This is a genomic window from Streptomyces sp. NPDC002623, from assembly GCF_053592635.1.
On the sequence record NZ_JBSFWB010000007.1, the window covers coordinates 95,571 to 113,397 of the forward strand.

16 protein-coding genes are annotated in these 17,827 nt (G+C 71.7%); 12 read left to right on the forward strand and 4 right to left on the reverse strand.

From position 1 onward, the window contains the following. Window positions 1–2 precede the first annotated feature (2 nt). The 8 genes from ACWD4O_RS14775 (at window position 3) to ACWD4O_RS14810 (ending at window position 11,053) form a co-directional block, all read left to right on the forward strand. Window positions 3–1,472: an FAD-binding oxidoreductase gene (locus tag ACWD4O_RS14775; protein WP_451280074.1), complete on the forward strand. Its 1,470-nt coding sequence runs from the start codon at window positions 3–5 to the stop codon at window positions 1,470–1,472. 14 nt (window positions 1,473–1,486) lie between these two features. Continuing rightward, window positions 1,487–1,969 carry a hypothetical protein gene (locus ACWD4O_RS14780; protein ID WP_351904373.1) on the forward strand — a complete coding sequence of 161 codons (483 nt, stop codon included), beginning with the start codon at window positions 1,487–1,489 and terminating at the stop codon, window positions 1,967–1,969. A 16-nt stretch (window positions 1,970–1,985) separates the two neighbouring features. After that, complete coding sequence (locus ACWD4O_RS14785) at window positions 1,986–3,986, forward strand: GMC family oxidoreductase (protein ID WP_451280075.1); 2,001 nt, start codon at window positions 1,986–1,988, stop codon at window positions 3,984–3,986. Beyond that, window positions 3,983–5,161, forward strand: coding sequence for a ferritin-like domain-containing protein (locus tag ACWD4O_RS14790; RefSeq protein WP_451280076.1), 1,179 nt, complete (start codon window positions 3,983–3,985; stop codon window positions 5,159–5,161). Before ACWD4O_RS14785 ends, ACWD4O_RS14790 begins: the two co-directional genes overlap by 4 nt. Further along, on the forward strand, window positions 5,158–5,514 hold the full coding sequence (locus ACWD4O_RS14795; protein WP_451280077.1) for a putative quinol monooxygenase: 357 nt from the start codon (window positions 5,158–5,160) through the stop codon (window positions 5,512–5,514). The genes ACWD4O_RS14790 and ACWD4O_RS14795 overlap by 4 nt, the downstream gene beginning before the upstream one ends. A 97-nt stretch (window positions 5,515–5,611) precedes the next feature. Beyond that, window positions 5,612–6,256, forward strand: coding sequence for a rhomboid-like protein (locus tag ACWD4O_RS14800; protein WP_451280078.1), 645 nt, complete (start codon window positions 5,612–5,614; stop codon window positions 6,254–6,256). Then, window positions 6,253–7,647 (forward strand): NAD(P)/FAD-dependent oxidoreductase, encoded by a 1,395-nt coding sequence (locus ACWD4O_RS14805; protein WP_451280079.1) that lies wholly within the window; start codon window positions 6,253–6,255, stop codon window positions 7,645–7,647. The genes ACWD4O_RS14800 and ACWD4O_RS14805 overlap by 4 nt, the downstream gene beginning before the upstream one ends. A gap of 166 nt (window positions 7,648–7,813) precedes the next feature. Beyond that, entirely contained in the window at window positions 7,814–11,053 is a 3,240-nt protein-coding gene (locus ACWD4O_RS14810) for a Tat pathway signal protein (RefSeq protein ID WP_451280080.1), read from the forward strand. Window positions 11,054–11,111: 58 nt separating this feature from the next. Here the strand turns inward: ACWD4O_RS14810 and ACWD4O_RS14815 are convergent, their stop codons facing one another. Further along, window positions 11,112–12,098, reverse strand: a complete 987-nt coding sequence (locus tag ACWD4O_RS14815) for a zinc-binding dehydrogenase (protein ID WP_451280081.1) — start codon at window positions 12,096–12,098, stop codon at window positions 11,112–11,114. 89 nt (window positions 12,099–12,187) lie between these two features. On the opposite strand from ACWD4O_RS14815, the gene ACWD4O_RS14820 reads away from it, so the two are divergent. Continuing rightward, window positions 12,188–12,895, forward strand: coding sequence for a pentapeptide repeat-containing protein (locus ACWD4O_RS14820; RefSeq protein ID WP_451280082.1), 708 nt, complete (start codon window positions 12,188–12,190; stop codon window positions 12,893–12,895). 15 nt (window positions 12,896–12,910) lie between these two features. Here the strand turns inward: ACWD4O_RS14820 and ACWD4O_RS14825 are convergent, their stop codons facing one another. After that, window positions 12,911–13,411: a hypothetical protein gene (locus tag ACWD4O_RS14825; protein ID WP_363173346.1), complete on the reverse strand. Its 501-nt coding sequence runs from the start codon at window positions 13,409–13,411 to the stop codon at window positions 12,911–12,913. A gap of 6 nt (window positions 13,412–13,417) precedes the next feature. Between ACWD4O_RS14825 and ACWD4O_RS14830 the strand changes: the two genes are divergently transcribed. Next, window positions 13,418–14,875, forward strand: coding sequence for a M1 family metallopeptidase (locus ACWD4O_RS14830; protein WP_451280083.1), 1,458 nt, complete (start codon window positions 13,418–13,420; stop codon window positions 14,873–14,875). Here the strand turns inward: ACWD4O_RS14830 and ACWD4O_RS14835 are convergent. Further along, window positions 14,856–15,809 (reverse strand): GNAT family N-acetyltransferase, encoded by a 954-nt coding sequence (locus tag ACWD4O_RS14835; RefSeq protein WP_451280084.1) that lies wholly within the window; start codon window positions 15,807–15,809, stop codon window positions 14,856–14,858. The genes ACWD4O_RS14830 and ACWD4O_RS14835 overlap by 20 nt on opposite strands. Window positions 15,810–16,026: 217 nt before the next feature. Between ACWD4O_RS14835 and ACWD4O_RS14840 the strand changes: the two genes are divergently transcribed. Beyond that, complete coding sequence (locus ACWD4O_RS14840) at window positions 16,027–16,797, forward strand: hypothetical protein (RefSeq protein WP_451280085.1); 771 nt, start codon at window positions 16,027–16,029, stop codon at window positions 16,795–16,797. After that, a complete protein-coding gene (locus ACWD4O_RS14845) occupies window positions 16,781–17,497 on the forward strand; it encodes a Fic family protein (protein WP_451280086.1) in 717 nt (238 codons plus the stop codon). Before ACWD4O_RS14840 ends, ACWD4O_RS14845 begins: the two co-directional genes overlap by 17 nt. Here the strand turns inward: ACWD4O_RS14845 and ACWD4O_RS14850 are convergent. After that, window positions 17,396–17,803 (reverse strand): ATP-binding protein, encoded by a 408-nt coding sequence (locus tag ACWD4O_RS14850; protein WP_451280087.1) that lies wholly within the window; start codon window positions 17,801–17,803, stop codon window positions 17,396–17,398. The two genes, ACWD4O_RS14845 and ACWD4O_RS14850, sit on opposite strands and share 102 nt — an antisense overlap. Window positions 17,804–17,827: the final 24 nt, after the last annotated feature.

The following is a 17,827-nucleotide window of genomic DNA, read 5'->3' on the forward strand; positions in this document are numbered from 1 at the left end:
CCGTGGCCGACCACCGTGCAGCCGTCGGTGACCTCGCCCGCAGGCTCAGCGGCCATGTCTGCGAGCCGGGCAGCGCCGAGTACGCCAAGGTCGTCGCCATCGACAACGGCCGTACCCGTACGCCCCCGGCGTACGTGGTGCGGGCCAACGCGACCGCCGACATCGCGTTGGCCGTCGAGTTCGCGCAGCGCACCGGGCTGGCCATGACCGTGCGCGGCGGCGGCCACAGCGCCGCCGGGTACTGCCTCAACCGGGGCGGGGTGGTCCTGGACCTGGGCCTGATGAAGGCCATGGAGCTGGACGAGGACACCGACCGGCTGACCGTGCAGATGGGCGCCACCTGGAACGACGTGTACGGGTTCTGCGCCCGGGAGGCGGCGCCGCTGATCCCGGTCGGCGGCGGCTGTCTCACCGTGGGCCTGCCCGGGTTCCTCCAGGGCGGCGGCTACAGCTTCGTCTCCCGCTCCTACGGGCTCGGCAGCGACAACGTCACCGGGATCGAGCTCGTCGACGCCGCCGGCACGCTGCGCACGCTGAGCGCCGACGCCGACGCCGAGGAGGACCGGGACCTGTTCTGGGCGTGCCGGGGCGGAGGCGGCGGCAACTTCGGGGTCGCCGTCGAGATGACCCTCCAGCTGCACGAGCCGCCCGCCGCCACCGTCCTCGGCGGGCAGCTCTCCTTCCCGCTGGAGCGGGCCATGGAGGTGATCGAGGCCTACGACGACTGGGCCGCCGGGCTGCCTCCCGAGATGGCCGCCTACGGCTATGTCGGGCACGAGGTCGACCCGGCCGAGCCCACCCGGAAGATCCCCGCGTTCCGGATCACGCCGGTCTACAACGGCGCGTACGCCGACGGCGTCGACCTTCTCCGGCCGATGCTCCGGATGGACCCCTTCGACGTGCGGCTGTACTCGATGCCCCTGCCGACGCTGGAGTCGACCATCGGCCGGTCCACGCTGGTGGGCGACCGGCAGGCCTACATCCGGTCCGGGATGATCGACGACGACACGGGCTGGGACCAGGAGATGATCACGGCCCTGACGGAGCAGATGGCCGTCGCTCCCTCGAAGGACAGCTTCGTCGTCTGGACGCACGGCCGCGGCAAGGTCCTCGACCTGGCCGGCGAGGACGCCGGTCCGTACCCGCACCGCGACAAACGCTATGTCTTCGAGCTCAAGGCGATCTGGAACGACCCGGCCGACACCCGGGCCAACGTGGAGTGGGCCTACGACGTGGGCGAGGCGCTCAGCGACGAGTTCGACGGCGCGTACGTCAACTACATCGACCCGCTCCAGAAGGACTGGGCCACGGCCTACTACGGCGCGAACCTGGACCGGCTGAAGGCGATCAAGAAGGACGCCGACCCGGACGGCTTCTTCCACTTCCAGCAGTCCGTCGACTCCGACTTCGAGCCGGACGTCACCCGCCCCCTGGACCTCAGCCCGCTCAACCGCACCATCGTCCCCTCCTGACCTGGAGCACCCGTATGTCCGACGGCATCTCCACCCGTTCCACCCCGAAACAGATCTTCACCGACCTGTCCGCCGTCCTCACCGGTTTCGACCGGGTGGAGCTGGCCGGCACCGGAATGATCGACACGTATTACGACACGCTGCTGCGGATCATCGGCGAGCGCGAGGCGGGACAGCTGTTCCGGTACGCGGCCGAGGCACTCGAGGAGGACGAGAGGCACGGCAACCACGACTCCGTCGAGGCGAACGTGATCGACGACAAGCGCTTCGCGCCGGTCGTCGTCAGCCTGATCAAGCTCTGGTACCTGGGCAGTTGGTATCCGCTGGCCGGTGACTACCGGGACGAGAACGGCTCGACCGCGGACGACGTCGAGCATGTCGTCTCCGCCCAGGGCTACCGCGAGGGACTGGTCTGGGCCGCGGCCGGGACCCATCCGATGGGCGCCAAGCCGCCGGGCTTCGGCTCCTGGGCCGAGCCCCCGACCCTGATCTCCTGAGCCCGAGGAAGACGTCATGAGCGACACCCCCACAGCAGCCGGGACCCCCGACTACGACATCGTGCTCGTCGGCGGCGGCATCTCCGCGGCGACCGTCGCCAAGACGGTCATCGAACAGGCCGCGGCCCAGCAGCCGCCCCGGCACCCCCGCATCCTCATCCTGGAGGCCGGCCGGGCCACGGCCATGAGCGCCGACAAGTACGACACCTATGTGGAGGCGTACCACGAGGCGCTGATCAAGGTGCCCAACGCCCCCTACCCGGCGAGCGCTTCGGCGCCGCAGCCGGACGTGCTGGACATCGCCCACACGCCCAGCGACAAGGGGTGGTTCGTCCAGCAGGGCCCGCTGCCCTTCGGCAGCGACTACGCCCGCTCGCTCGGCGGCACCACCCTGCACTGGCTCGGCACCTGTCTGCGGATGCTCCCCAACGACTTCAAGCTGCGCTCGAAGTACGGCCGCGCGGTCGACTGGCCGATGACGTACGAGGACCTGAAGCCGTACTACGAGCGGGCCGAGTGGAACATCATCGGCGTCTCGGCGAACGTGGCGGACCAGCACTACCCCGGGATCGGCGGCAAGCCCGAGGAGTACTTCAAGAGCGCGAACACCGCGAAGTTCCCGGACGGCGCCTACCACTTCCCGATGGAGCGCATCCCGTCCAGCTACCTCGACGACTACCTGGCCAAGATGTGCGCCGGTCTGACGGTCGAGCTGAGCGACGACAGCGGCACGTTCCACTCCTTCCCGATCAAGATCAGCAACACCCCCGTGGCCCGTAACTCCACGCCCGCGAAGCCGACGGCCGGCAAGGCGTACCAGGTCGTCGGCGCCGTCGGGAACGTCGACCAGGGAACCCGCTGCGAGGGCAACTCCAGCTGCATCCCGATCTGCCCGGCCCAGGCCAAGTACAACGCGCTCAAGACCCTGTACGAACTGATCGTCAGCTACCCCGACCGGCCCGCGGAGAGCGGGCAGCCGGCCAAGGCGCGGGTCGCCGTCCGCAGCCAGTCCGTCGTCGTGCGGGTCGAGCACAACCAGGCGAAGGGCGGACAGGGGACGGTCACCGGCCTCACCTACAAGACGTACTTCGAGGACGGCAGCCCGCCGGTCGAGAAGAAGGTGACCGCCGACGTCTACGTCCTGGCCGCCAACGCCATCGAGAACGCCACCCTGCTGCTCGGCTCCAAGGCCGCCAACAACAGCGGCCAGGTCGGCCGGAACCTGATGGACCATCCGCTGCTGCTCACCTGGGGCATGTTCAGGGACAGCGTCGGCGCCTACCGGGGACCCGGGTCCACCTCGGGCATCCCCGCCTTCCGGGACGGCGACTTCCGCAAGGAGCGCACCGCCTTCCGGGTCGAGATCGGCAACTGGGGCTGGAACTTCCCGGAGAACGCCCCGTACGACACCGTCCACGACCTGGTCGGCGGCGGCAAGGACGGGGACGTGCTGCTCTACGGCACGAAACTGCGCGAGAGGCTCGGCGAGATCCTGCCCCGCCAGTTCCGGATCGCCTGGGAGCTGGAGCAGGACCCCGAGGCGACCAACCGCGTCACCGTGGACGACCGCTACAAGGGCCCGCTGGGGCAGCACCGTCCGGTCATCCACTACGACCTCTCGGACTATGTGAAGGCCGCGCTGCCCTGGGCGGCGGACGCGAGCAGGCAGCTGTTCGCGCAGCTGGGCATCGCCAACCACGCCAGGCGTCCCGACTACGAGCCCGGCGACTACACCCACTACGACCCGAGCGACGCCATGGCGGTGGAGTACGCCGGCGAGACCTACTGGGTGCGCGGCGCCGGGCATGTCGTGGGCACGCACCGGATGGGCGTCGACCCGGCGAAGTCGGTCGTCGACCGCGACCAGCGCAGCCACGACCTGGCGAACCTCTACATCGTCGGCTGCGGCAGCATGCCGACGCTCGGCACGTCCAACCCGACGCTCACCATGACCGCGCTGGCCATCCGCACGGGCGACCGGATCGCCGAGGAGCTGAAGAAGGTGAAGCACACGTGAGCCGACCGAAGGCGATCGACAACCTCAAGGACCTGCAGGCCGCCCTGCAGCTGGCCATCGGCCTGGAGCTCAGCACCATCCCGGTCTATCTCACCGCGCTCTACTCCATCAAGGAGGGCACCAACACCGACGCGGCGCAGACGATCCGCAGCGTGGTCATGGAGGAGATGCTCCACATGACCCTCGCGGCGAACGTCCTCAACGCCATCGGGGAGACGCCGAGCATCGACCCCGTCGATTTCCAGAAGCGCAAGAACCTCAGCCCGATCCCCGGCTACCCGTTCATGAGTCCGCTGATCTCGAAGATCGGGACGCTGGACCTGCTGCCGCTCACCCCGCAGGCCGTCGCGAGCTTCGTCAAGATCGAGCACCCGCTGCACGGCGCGGCCAGCCTGCAGGCGATCGACGTCGGCGAGTGCAGCTACCGGACCATCGGCGAGTTCTACGAAGCGATCAAGAAGGCGCTGGAGGACCCGAGGATCTGCGAGGACGACCACGCCTTCAAGCACGGCGACCAGGTGTCGGCCGACCAGTACTACGGGGGCGCCGGCTCGGTCGTCGAGGTGACGGACCGCGCGTCCGCGGTGGCGGCGATCCAGAAGATCGTCGACGAGGGCGAGGGGCTCCCCGAGAAGCGGCTGGGGGAGCAGGCCAAGACGGTCACCGACAAGGACAAGCTCATCAACGGCTGGGAGATGTACTCCCACTACGCCCGCTTCCGTGAGCTCCAGACCGGGCGCCGCTTCCGCAGCACCCAGAAGGCCGCCGCCGAGCCCGAGGGCGCGTTGCTGCTCGTCGACTACGACGCCGTCCACCCGGCGCTGCACGTTCCGCGCAACGGCGACAGCGCGGGCGACGCCGAGGACAGGGCGCTGATCGAGTTCGACCTGTCGTACTCGGAGCTGGTCGACGACCTCTACCTGGCCTTCTCGGGGCGGCCGAAGAAGGTCCGGGGCGGGCTCGGCGACGGCGCCGACGCGTCTGCGTCCAAACCCGCGCTGCCGCTGGCCGTCCACACCATGTTCGAGCTGAAGCGCAGCGCCGTCGCCCTGATGCGGACCCCGAACCCGGCCAAGCCGGGGTACACGCTGTGCCCCCGGTTCTCCTATGTGCCGATCGACGAACGGCAGAAGCTGCGCGAGCACGCCCAGGAGCTGAGGGAGCAGAGCCGGTGATCTCCATCGTCACGAAGTGGTGGCATGTCGAGGGCAGGCGGGAGGAGGCCATCACCGCGCTGAAGGAACTCGTCCTGCAGACCGAGAAGTACGAGCCCGACACCTACATGTACTGCCTGCACACCTCGATCGTGGAGGGCTCGCTGCCGCCGCCCTCCGAGAACGAGATCATCTTCCTCGGCGCGTGGAAGGACCGTCAGGCCTTCGACGACCACCGCGTCGGGCCGGTCTTCACGAACTGGCTGGCGCAGCACCTCGACCTCTTCGTGCTGAACGGCGGCAAGCTCTACGTCAGCGCGGAGTTCGCCGACCGCTTCGCCGGCTTCGTGCGGCAGGAGGCCATCGGCGGCTGACGGCGGCTGACGGCCTCGGGGATGCGCGGGAGGCGGGCGACTCCGGTCGCTCCGCCTCCGGCGGCCGTCCTCGATCTTCCGGACGATACTGGGCTGCGTGAGACGGCTCAGGGGAGTTTCCGGGGTCCGGCGGGCGGTGCGGGCGGTGGGGGCTTACGTCCGCAGCGCGCCCGGCACGTATGTGTGGCTGACGATCCTGTTCTTCACCACGGTCGCCCTGCACCACATGTCACCGGAGTTCGAACAGGAGTTCCTGCGGCAGCGGTCCACCAACATCCATGAGCTCTCCCGGCATCCGGTGCGGGTGCTGGTCGCGAGCGCGATGTGGATCGACGGCGGCCACTGGCTGCCGTACGTGGCGCTGTACTCCGTCTTCCACGCCCAGGTCGAGCGCCGGCTGGGGACCGCGCGGTGGCTGGCGGTCTGCGCCGCCGCGCATGTGCTGGCGACGCTGATCAGCGAGGGCGCGCTGGCGCGGGCCGTCCACGACGGACTCGCGCCGAAGTCCTCGGTCAACACCCTGGACGTGGGCGTGAGTTACGCCCTGGCGGGCGTGGTGGCGGTGCTCGTGTACCAGATCCGCCCGCCCTGGCGGTACGCGTATCTCGCGGTCGTCCTCGCCGTCTACACCGTCCCGCTGGCGGTCGGGCCGACCTTCACCGACTTCGGGCACTTCGTCGCCGTCCTCATCGGGCTGGGCTGCTGTCCCCTGGTCAGAGAGCGGGTTACCGTCCGTCCATGAACGGTTTCGTGAACGGCGGGGTCTCCTTCTGGTACGCGGACGACGGTCTGCCCGCGGCGCGGGAGCCGCTGGGCGGTGACGCGTCCGCCGACGTGGTGATCGTCGGCGGCGGGTACACGGGGCTGTGGACGGCGTACTACCTGAAGCAGGCGGATCCCGCGCTGCGGATCGTCGTCCTGGAGCAGCGGTTCTGCGGATACGGCGCCTCCGGGCGCAACGGGGGCTGGCTCTACAACGGCATCGCGGGCCGCGACCGCTACGCGAGGCTGCACGGGCGGGAGGCCGCCGTACGCCTCCAGCGGGCGATGAACGAGACGGTGGACGAAATCGTCCGGGCGGTGGCGGCGGAGGGCTTCGACGCGGACGTCCACCGGGGCGGTGTGCTGGAGGTGGCCCGGACGCCCGCGCAGCTGGCCCGGCTGAAGGAGTTCCACGCGCACGAGCTGTCGTACGGGGAGGACGACCGTGAGCTGTACGGCGCCCGGGAGACCGCCGAGCGGGTGCGGGTCGCGGGGGCCGTGGGGTCGAGCTGGACCCCGCACGGGGCGCGGGTGCATCCGGTGAAGCTGGTGAAGGGGCTGGCGGCGGCGGTCGAGGCGCTGGGGGTCGAAGTGTACGAGTCGACGCCGGTGACCGAGATCCTCCCGGGGCGCGCCGTGACGCCGTACGGGACCGTGCGGGCGCGCTACCTGCTGCGCTGCACGGAGGGGTTCACGGCCGCGCTGAAGGGCGAGAAGCGGACCTGGCTGCCCATGAACTCCTCGATGATCGCCACCGAGCCGCTGACCGAGGAGCAGTGGGCGGCCGTGGGGTGGACGGGGCGCGAGGCGCTCGGCGACATGGCGCACGCCTATATGTACGCGCAGCGCACGGCCGACGGCCGGATCGCGCTCGGCGGCCGCGGGGTGCCGTACCGCTTCGGCTCGCGCACGGACAACGACGGGCGGACGCAGGCGGCGACCGTGCGGGCGTTGCGGGAGATCCTGGTCGGCTTCTTCCCGGCCTTGGCCGGGGTGCGGGTCGAACACGCCTGGTCGGGTGTGCTGGGCGTGCCGCGCGACTGGTGCGCGACGGTCACGCTGGACCGGGCCACGGGGCTCGGCTGGGCGGGCGGCTACGTCGGCTCGGGCGTGGCCACGGCGAACCTGGCGGCGCGCACCCTGCGGGACCTGGTCCGGCAGGACGCCGGGGAGGGCGGGCGGACCGAACTGACCGAACTGCCGTGGGTCGGGCACAAGGTGCGGCGGTGGGAGCCCGAGCCGTTCCGGTGGCTCGGCGTGCAGGGCATGTACGCGACCTATCGGGCGGCGGACCGACGGGAGACGGAACGCCACGCGACGGGGTCGTCGCGACTGGCGCGGGCGGCGGACCGGGTGGCGGGACGGCACTGAGGCGCTGCCTGCCCCCGCGACTCTGAGGCGCCGGCGACTCCCACGACTCTGAGGCGCTGCCGGGCCCGTTCCGGTCCTCGACGCCCGGCCCTGGAAACCCGCGGGTCCTGTGTCGTACCTGTGTGCGACCATCGGCTCGACGAGCATGGACCCAGGGGGGATTCAGATGACCGACGCGGATTCCTGTCCGCCTGCGAGACGGCGGCGGGCAGGGGCACTACTCGCCGCCGTCCCGTTGCTCGCCTCGCTGCTGAGCCTCACGGCGGCGGGCACAGCGCAGGCCGACGACCCCGCCGACCCGGCGTGCGCGCCGCTCGCGACCGCTCCCTTCGGCGACCCGGGGGACGCCGTGGGGAAGGCGACCGTCGCGGGCAACGCGAACACCTGCTACACCGTCACGGCCGACGCGCCGGGCCTCTACCAGCTGTCGCTGAACGACAGCAGCTATCCGGGGTTCACGACCCTCCAAGCCGCCGACGGCACCCCGGTGGACTGCGACGGCGACCTCTGGACCACGTGGGAGATGTGCACGGTCCCCGCCGCGGGCGCCTACACGCTGCGCGTCCACAACGACGGCTGGGACCCCCGCGACACCGCTGTCACCTTCGTGTCGCTCGCCTCCGCCGAGGGCTGCGCGGACCCGGTGGGCACCCGCTGGGACCTGCCCGACCTGGCCCGTACGACGGTCAGCCCCGTGGAGGTCGACTGCCAGCCCTTCGAGGCGGAGCCCGGCGAGCGGATCAGGCTCACCGACGGCTCCAGGGTGTCCGGCGATTCCATCGCGTGGATCACCGACGAGTCCGGCGCCCGGATCTGCCCGCACTTCCCGGAGAACGACGAGAACAGCTGCGCGCTGCCCGGCGACGGCCCCTACCGGGTCGTCTCCCGTGTCTCCTACACGGAGAACGGCTTCCCCGCCGAGTACGGGGTGAAGGTCCGTCGGCTCGACGACCCGCAGGGCTGCACCCCCGCGCCGGTCCGCCCCTTCGGGCCGCTGGCCGCGCAGGAGGCCACCGTCAACCCCTGCTTCGTCTTCACCGCCGACCGGGCCGGCACGCACACCGTCGACTATGTGGACGAGCACCAGTACACCGGCCCGGTCCGCGTGTACGACTCCGCCGGGCTGACGGTGTGCCGGGCCGGCATCGAACCCTGCGTCCTCCCGGCCGCGGGCGCCTACACGGCCGTGCTCGACGGCTCCTACCCCTTCCGTGACCTCCGGGACGGCCTCGTCGTCCTCGACCGCGGCTCGGACGCCGGTTGCGTGGCCCTGTCGACGAGCCTGCACCAGGGCGAGCTGACCGCGGCGGGGCAGTACGACTGCCTGACGCTGCCGTATCCGCAGGGCGCGCGGATCGCCGCCCTCACCCCGCTCTCCGCGCCCGGCGTGGACGCCGAGCTGGAGGTCGTCGATCGGGACGGCAACTGGCAGTGCGGCTCGGGTCGGCTCGCCGGCGGCGACTGCGCGCTCACCGGCACCGCCCCCTACCGGGCGCTGGTGCACACCGAGGACGGCCTCGACGAGGCGACGGGCAGGTACGCCGTGGCCTTCCACCGCACCGACATCGCCGACGACTGCCCCGTGCTGCCCGCCGGCAGCTTCACCGCCGACGGCGCGAAGGCCGAGTTCGGCACGGGCGACGGCGTCTTCTCGCAGTGCCTGAGCATCCCGGCGGACGCCCACTCGGCCGCCGAGGTCGTCCAGCTGGTCGCCGCCTCCGGGACCGCGAGCGCCACGTTCTCGGTGCTGGACTCCACCGGCCGGAAGGTCTGCGAACGTGCCGCCACCACCAACGGCTGGACGATCTGCCCGCTGACCCCGGGCAAGGCCCACACCGTGCTGGTGACCGGCCGCGACCAGGCGGGCACGTACACCCTCACCCGGCGCGACGTCACCGCCACCGCCTCCTCGGCGGGTTGCGCGCGGACCGCGGCGGCCGAGGTCGGCGGCGCCTCCGTGAAGGGCGTCGCAGGCGCCCCGGGCACCCTGACCTGCCATCAGGTCACCACCGCCGCGGCCACCGACGTGCTGCACGTCAATGTGCGCGACGCGCTGGGCACCGCCAACTCCGCCGTCGTCGACGGCGACGGAGTCGTGGAGTGCGCCTGGCGCAACGTCTCCTGCGCGGTCACCGGCTCCACCAGCCACCAGGTGCTCGTGGGGACCCCGGTCACGCTGAAGGCCGCGCCCGAGTACCGGCTGGACGCGCTGCGGGTGGCGACCGCGGACGGTCCGTCGCCCGAGTGCACCCGGGTCCCGTCGGTCTCCTACGGCTACGGGCCGATCACCGGCGCCCTCGACGAGACGCACAGCGCGGTGTGCGCGGTACTGCCCACGGCCGGGTACGACCGCTTCGACGTGGCGGTCACGGACACCACCGGCGCGACGACCACGGCGGTGCCCGCGCTCTACAACGCGAAGTGGAGCAACGGCTGCCTGCTGTCGACCTCCGGCGCCCAGTGCGCGGCGGGCGGCTCCACCAGCGGCTCCGCGCCTTCGCTGTTCCTGCTCGGCCTGCCCGAGAAGGCGTCCGGCACCTCCTACAGCGCCAGGCTGAGCTGTTCCTCGGCCCTCTGCGGCCCGGACAAGGTGAGCATCGCCTCGGTGAGCCCCTCGACCGGGGTCGCCGGCGGCAAGGTCACGCTCACGGTGACCGGCACCGCGCTGCCCGCGAACGCGACGGTACGGCTGACCCAGGGCGGCCGGACCCTCACCGCCCCGGCGGACTCGGTCTCGGCCGACCACCGGACCCTGACCGCGACCCTGGATCTGACGGGCGAGTCGGCCGGCGTCTGGAACGTCAGCGTCGTCACGGCCTGCTGCCAGTACCTGCGCGGCACCTTCACCGTCACCCAGCCGGAACTGAGGAACACGGTCGTCCCCAAGGTGACCGGCGCCGCCAAGGTGGCCGCCAAGGTCACCGCCGCCCCGGGCAGTTGGTCGGCGGCTCCCTCCTCCTACACGTACCAGTGGAAGGCCGACGGCAAGGCGATCGCCGGGGCGACCGGGTCCTCGTACACGCTTCCCGCCGCGCTGCTCGGCAAGAAGCTCACCGTGACCGTCACCGCGGGCAGAAGCGGCTGGACGGGGGCGGCCGCGACCTCGGCCGCCGTGACCGTCGTCAAGGGCGACGCGCCCCGGGCGACCAAGGCGCCGCTGATCAGCGGCACCGCGAAGGTCGGGCGGACGCTGAAGACGACCAGCGGGACCTGGAGTCCGGCGGCGACCTCGTACGCGTATCAGTGGTACGCGAACGGCAGGGCGATCAGCGGGGCGACGAAGTCGTCGCTCGTGCTGAAGGCCGCGCAGAAGGGCAAGAAGATCACCGTGAAGGTGACGGCCCGCCGGACCGGTCACCTGGACGGGTCGGCGCTGAGCAGGGCGACGAAGGCGGTCGCCCGCTGACCGACCCGACCGGACGAGGTACGGAGGGGGCGGCCGGGTGCCGTCCCCTCTGTGCTGTTCAGGCCGGCTGCGGAGCCGTCGTCAGCACCACCTTGCCGATCGTTGCGCGCGTCTCCAGCGCGCGGTGCGCGGCGGCGGCCTCGGCGAGCGGGAACGTCTGCACGGCCGGGGTCAGCCGGCCCGCGGCGGCCTCGGCGAGGGCCCGCAGTTCGAGGGCGCGGAGGCCGCCCGCCTTCTCGATCATCACCGGGCCGAGGACGGACCGGGAGACGCCCTCGACGAAGTAGCCCTTTCCCTCGCGGATGCCCTCCGCGGACCAGCCGAAGACGAGGTGACTCCCACCCGGGCCGAGGAGAGCGACGGCCTCACGGGCGACCTGCCCGCCCACCCCGTCGAAGACGACCGTGGCGGCCCGGCCGTCCAAGTGGGCGCGGACCTTCGCGGGCCAGCCGGTGTCCGTGTAGTCGACGGCGAGATCGGCGCCGTCGGCCCGGACCCGCGCCGTCTTGGCGGGTCCCCCGGCCAGCCCGACGACCGTCGCGCCCGCGTTTCTGGCGTACTGCACGAGCAGCGTGCCGATACCGCCGGCGGCCGCGGGCACCACGGCGACGGAGTCCGGCCCGAGCTCGGCGAACTGCAGGATCCCCAGTGCCGTACGGCCGGTGCCGATCATCGCGACGGCCTGGGCGTCGTCCAGGTCCGCCGGGATCTCGTGCGCGCGTTCGAGGTCGGTGACGGCGAGTTCGGCGTAGCCGCCCGGCGCGAAACCGAGGTGGGCGACGACGCGCCTGCCGAGCCAGGAGGACGGGACGCCCTCGCCGAGCGCCTCGACGACCCCGGCGACCTCGCGGCCGGGGATCGTGGGCAGGCGCGTCGGGGTGGGGACCGGACCCTGGAAGCCCTCGCGCAGGGCGGTGTCCATGAGGTGGACCCCGGCGGCGCGGACGGCGACTCGGACCTGGCCGGGGGCGGGGAGCGGGTCCTCGACCTCCTCGTGGCTGAGGTTCTCGGCGGGTCCGAAGGCATGGAGGCGGATGGCGTACATGCGGAGCACTCTTCAACCTCAAGCTCGCTTGAGGTCAAGGTCGTGGCCAAGGCCACGGGATTGTCAGTGGTGGGGTGCAGGATGGGGGCATGGCGAGGCGAGCGAGTGCGCGGGCGGCGGGCGAACGGGGCAGTGGCGGCGGGTCGGGCGTGAAGGGGGCGCGGCGGCCGGAAGTGCGACTGCCGACACTGGAGCCGTATGACGGCGGAGTGCTGGAACCGGACGGGGACTACGACGGGGTGGAGTTCGGCGAGACGGACCTCGCCGGGCAGGACGGCGCGGGGGCCCGCTTCATGGACTGCGCGCTGACGGAGTGCGTGCTGGACGGCACGGGCCTCAAGAGCGCCCGCGTCCTCGACTCGGTGCTCACCGGCGTCCGGGGCGTCGGCACGGACCTGGCGGGCGCGAGCCTGCGGGACGTCGAGATCGTGGACGCCCGCCTGGGCGGCACCCAGATGTACGGCGCCGTGCTGGAGCGGGTGCTGATCCGCGGCGGAAAGATCGACTTCCTGAACCTGCGGCAGGCGCGGCTGCGGGACGTCGTGTTCCAGGGCTGCGTGCTCGTCGAGCCGGACTTCGGCGGGGCCCGGCTGGAGCGGGTCGAGTTCGTGGACTGCGCGCTGAAGGCGGCGGACTTCACCGCGGCGACCCTGACCGACGTCGACCTGCGCGGAGCCGTGGAACTCGGCATCGCGGCCGGCGTCGACCGGCTGGCGGGGGCGGTGATCAGCACGGCTCAGCTGCTGGATCTGGCACCGGTGCTGGCGGGTCAGCTGGGGATCAGGGTGGAGGCGTGAGGTGAGGGTGGGGGGCTAGCCGATTCGGGGGAAGCGGGCCTGGAGGGTCCAGATCGCCGGGTTCTCGGCCAGGTCCTCGTGGAGGTCGGTCAGGTCGGCGAGGAGGTCGTGGAGGAAGTCGCGGGCCTCGCGGCGGAGTTCGGCGTGGGAGAAGGTGAGCGGGGGCTCCTCCGGCGGCATCCAGTCGGCCTCGATGTCCACCCAGCCGAAGCGGCGCTCGAAGAGCATGCGGTCGGTGGACTCGGTGAAGTCCAGCTCCGCGTGCTGCGGGCGGGAGGCGCGGGAGCCCGCGGGATCCTGGTCGACCTGCTCCACGATGTCGCACAGCGCCCACGCGAAGTCCAGCACCGGCACCCATCCCCAGGCTGTGGACACCTCACGGTCCGCCTTGGTGTCGGCGAGATAGACGTCGCCGCAGAACAGGTCGTGACGCAGGGTGTGGACGTCCGCGCGCCGGTAGTCCATCTGCGGCGGGTCCGGGAAACGGTTGGAGAGGGCGTAGCCGATGTCGAGCACGAGGTGATGGTGTCATGCCCTCGTAGGATCGCTGATGTGTCCCGATCCGTGCGCTCCGTCCCGGCCGCCGCCGTCTGTCTGGCCCTTCTCCTCACGGCCTGCTCGGGGGGTGGCGATCACGCGACCGGAGGGGCATCGGGCGTCGGCGACCCTTACTTCCCGAAGTCCGGCAACGGCGGCTATGACGTCTCCCACTACGGCCTCACCCTCGCCTACGCCCCGGGCGACTCCAGCGGTGACTCCCCGCTCCTCACCGCCACGGCGGCGATCACCGCCCGCGCCGAGCAGGAACTCTCCTCCTTCCAGCTCGACCTGGCCGGCCTGGACGTCACGGAGGTCACCGTCGGCGGCGACCGGGCCCGCTGGAGCCGCACCGGCCGGGAACTGGTCGTCCGCCCGGCCGACACCCTGCCGAAGGGCGAGACCTTCGAGGTGCGGGTCCGCTACTCCGGCAGCCCGGAGACGATCACCGACCCGGACGGCTCGAAGGAGGGCTGGCTGCGGACGGCCGACGGCGCACTGGCGCTGGGCGAACCGACCGGCTCCATGGCCTGGTTCCCCGGCAACCACCACCCCGGCGACAAGGCGTCGTACGACATCGCCGTCACCGTCCCGAAGGGCCTGACCGCCGTCTCCAACGGCGAGTTGAGGAGTCAGAAGGACACGGACGACGGCCGCACGACCTTCACCTGGCACACCGCCGAGCCGATGGCGAGCTACGCGGCGACGGTCGCGATCGGCCGCTACACCGTCACCCGGTCCGCCACCAGGCAGGGTCTGCCGGTGTACATGGCGGTCGACCCCTCGCAGACGGCCGCGAGCCGCGCGGTGCTCGCCCGGCTCCCCGAGGCCATGGAGTGGGCGGAGTACAACTTCGGCCCGTACCCCTTCTCTTCCACCGGCGCGATCGTCGACCGCCCGGAGGACTCCGCCTACGCCCTGGAGACCCAGAGCCGCCCGGTCTACCCCGGCGCGCCCGACACGGTCACCCTGGTCCACGAACTGGCCCACCAGTGGTTCGGCGACTCCGTCACCCCGAAGACCTGGCGGGACATGTGGCTCAACGAGGGCTTCGCGACCTATGCGGAGTGGCTGTGGACGGAGGACGAGGGCGGCGCGACGGCCGAGCAGACGTTCACCGACCTCTACGAGGACGGAGAGGAGGAGTACGAGGACCTGTGGGAGTTCCCGCCGGCGCGCCCGACGACCGCCGCGCAGATCTCCGCTTCTCCCGTCTACCAGCGTGGCGCGATGGTGATCCACCGCATCCGCCAGACGGTCGGCGACGACGCCTTCTACGACATCGTCCAGGGCTGGGCCGCCGCCCATCGCCATGGCAACGCGAGCACGGACGACTTCACGGCGTATGTGGAACGGGCGGCGCCGGACGAGGACTTCACGTCGATCTGGTCGGACTGGCTGTACGGGAGCGGCAAGCCGGAGCTCACTCGCCCTGGTCAGTGAAGTCGTCGAGCAACTGGGCCAGTTCGGGCGGCCATACCGGTTCCGCGGGGGTGCGCAGTTCCTCGCGGCTCCACCAGCGCCAGCCGAGGATGCCGTCCGTGGTGTGGGAGGCGGCGAGATCCGGGCCGGTCGGCTCGCGGCGCGGGCCGTGGGCGACGTAGATGCGGTCGATCTGGTGGACGAGGATCCGGAAGCGGGTGAAGTCGTGCTCCCACACGCACAGCAGCGGGCCGGGGGTCAGATCCGTCCACCCCGTCTCCTCGCGCAGCTCGCGCAGGGCCCCCTCGGCCGGGGTCTCCCCCTCGTCCAGGCCGCCGCCGGGCAGCGCCCAGTGCACGCCGGAGTCCTCGCTGTCGTACCGGAAGAGGAAGACGGCGCCGTCGGGGTCGAGGACGACGACACGTGCGGCCTGGCGGATCCTGCGGATCGGCTTGCGCAGCACGGCGCAGGGTCGGTCGAGTCGGAGATCGCGGCGGTGGTCGACGACCTCGTAGCCCAGCGCCGTCCAGAAGGCGAGCCCCTTGGGGTTGGCGTCGAGGACGGCGAGTCGTACGCCCATCCGGCCGTCCTCGCGGAACCGATCCTCGACCCGCTCGACGATCCGGCGGCCGTGGCCCTGCCCCTGCGCGCCCGCGTCGACCATCAGCAGCCCGATCCACGGGTCGGGATCGGCGGGGTCGGGGTGCCGGGCGAGGAGGATCACCACCCCGACGAGCCGCCCCTGGCTGCGGGCCAGCAGCACCTCGACCTCGGGATTGGCCAACTCCTCCGCCAGCGCCGCCGCCACCTGCTCGGGCCGGATGTCGTCCGGGTCGGGGAAGTCACCGCTGAGCGCCTGGAACTCGCGGTCGGAGGCGTAGAGGGCGGTGAGTTCGGTGAGGAGGGGGCCGGGGATGTCGCGGTCGGGGGTGAGGGGGAGGGGCTCCAGAAGCATGGGCGCAGGGTAGCGGGGCGGGCAAGGTGCGGGGCGGGGTGCGGGGGAGCGGGGCGGGGGAGTCGGGCGACCCAGGCGACTCGGACGTTTATCTGTTTGAAGTCTCCAGCAGTGTTCGGGATTCTGGGATCTGGGGCTATCCCTGATGTCCGCCGAAGAGTGAGAGAGCCCAGACCTGGCGTACAACCGAGACACCTTGCCGTTCCCGGAGAACCGTGTGTCCCCCGTCCCCAGCGTTCGCTGGCTGACCTGGGACGAACTCGATCCGGCCCGTCACCCCTTCGTATGGGACGAGGACGAGGAGGCCGCGCTCAGCGCGCTGATCCGGGAGTGGGTTCCCCCGGTGCTCTCCGGCATGGACGGCTGGTGGCAAGGCGAGAGCTGGTGTGCCCACCAGGTGGACGCGATCATCCGGGAGCGCTACGGGAGTTGGGCTCGCGGATGGAATTGGTGCTATCGGCACGGCGGGGTCATCGGCAGTTGGGTCACCGGGGCAGAGTCGGTGACGACCCCTGACGAGACCGCGGCCCGCGCCGTCGCCGCCCTGCTGGAGTGGCGGGAGTGGCTGGAGCGACTGGCGGAGACCTTCGAGGAGTTGGCCCCGTCCCCCGAAGCCTCCCCCGAGGAACGCAGCTGGCATCTGGAACGGGCCTCGGTCCGGCTCGTGACGCGCGTCCTGGACTCCGGCGCGGAGGGCGGCTGGCAGGGGATGGCCGCGCTGACGATGACGTGGTTCCTCATCAGCACCGGCTTGGACCCGGCCGAGGCCGAGCGGGCGGTGGAGACCGCGATCGGCGGCCGCTTCAAGAGCTGGACGGACCCCGGAAGCATGCTGATCGACTCGGTCGGCGAGGACCTGGCAGTCGCCCTGACCGGCCGACTCCCGTATCAGGACCACCGCGAGCGGGCGACACTGGAGGAGTTCCACGACCGGGCGTTCCCTGGCCGGGGGCTCTCCGGCCGGGGGTCCCATGACCGCCGCCGCTGACAGCCTGGCTGTCTGGCGAGGGGTGCGCCGGGAGGTCGACTGGCATCGCGCACCGACACTGGACCGAGGGCTCCCCGGACGCGACGGCTTCCGCGCCTGGTGCGCGGGTCCGGTCCGCCGACGGGACCCCGTCCGCGCCGAACGCCTCCTCCGCGCCCATGCCTTGACCCTGGCCGACGCCGCCTGCCGCGCCCCGCTCGACTTCGCCCTGCTGACCGGCTGGCAAGGCGAGGTGCTGGGACGGGCGAGGCCCGGGTTCCGCACGGGTGATGCCTACGCCAAGGCCGGCCGCGAGCGCTACGGCCTGACCCCGCACACCCGGGCCGACTTCGCCGCCTGTCTGCGCGAGGCGACCGACCCGAGCCTCCCGCTCGCGGCGCGCGCGGCCCGTGCGTACCTCGACGTGGCCTTCTTCCATCCCTTCGAGGACGGCAACGCCCGAGCGGCCCTGCTCACCCTGGTCCACGTCCTGGCCCGCGAGGACGTCGTCCTTCCCGAGGTCGGCCCCCTCTGCATCACCCGCTACCCGGACGACCCGGCGGGAGCGGCCGACCTGGCCACCCTGATCGACGTACTCAACCGCCGCCGCGGCAGCTCTTCAGAGCTCGAACCAGACGTGTTTGCCGCCCCGGCCGGACGAATCCGAGGGATGCGATGTCCCGACGCCCCAGTCCTGCGCCATCGTCTCGACGAGGAGTAGGCCTCGTCCGTGCTCTCGTCCCGGATCGGTCGCGGGCAGCTGGGGAGACCCCGGTTCGTCGTCGTACACGCGGACGCGGATGCGGTCGCGACGCACGACGGCTTCGAGGCGGACGGCGAGCGAGGTGGTGTGCAGGTTGACGTTCGTCACGAGCTCGGAGACCAACAGGCGGGCAGCATCGCTGAGTTCGGGGTGCCCGGTGGCCTGGAGGAGGAGGGCGACGGTATCCCGGCAGATCTTGGGGCTGGAGGGGGAGTTGGGGGCGCGGAGGCGGTAGATCTGCGGAGGTGTGAACGGGGCGTTCATGTCTTCAACTCCATGACCTCGTTG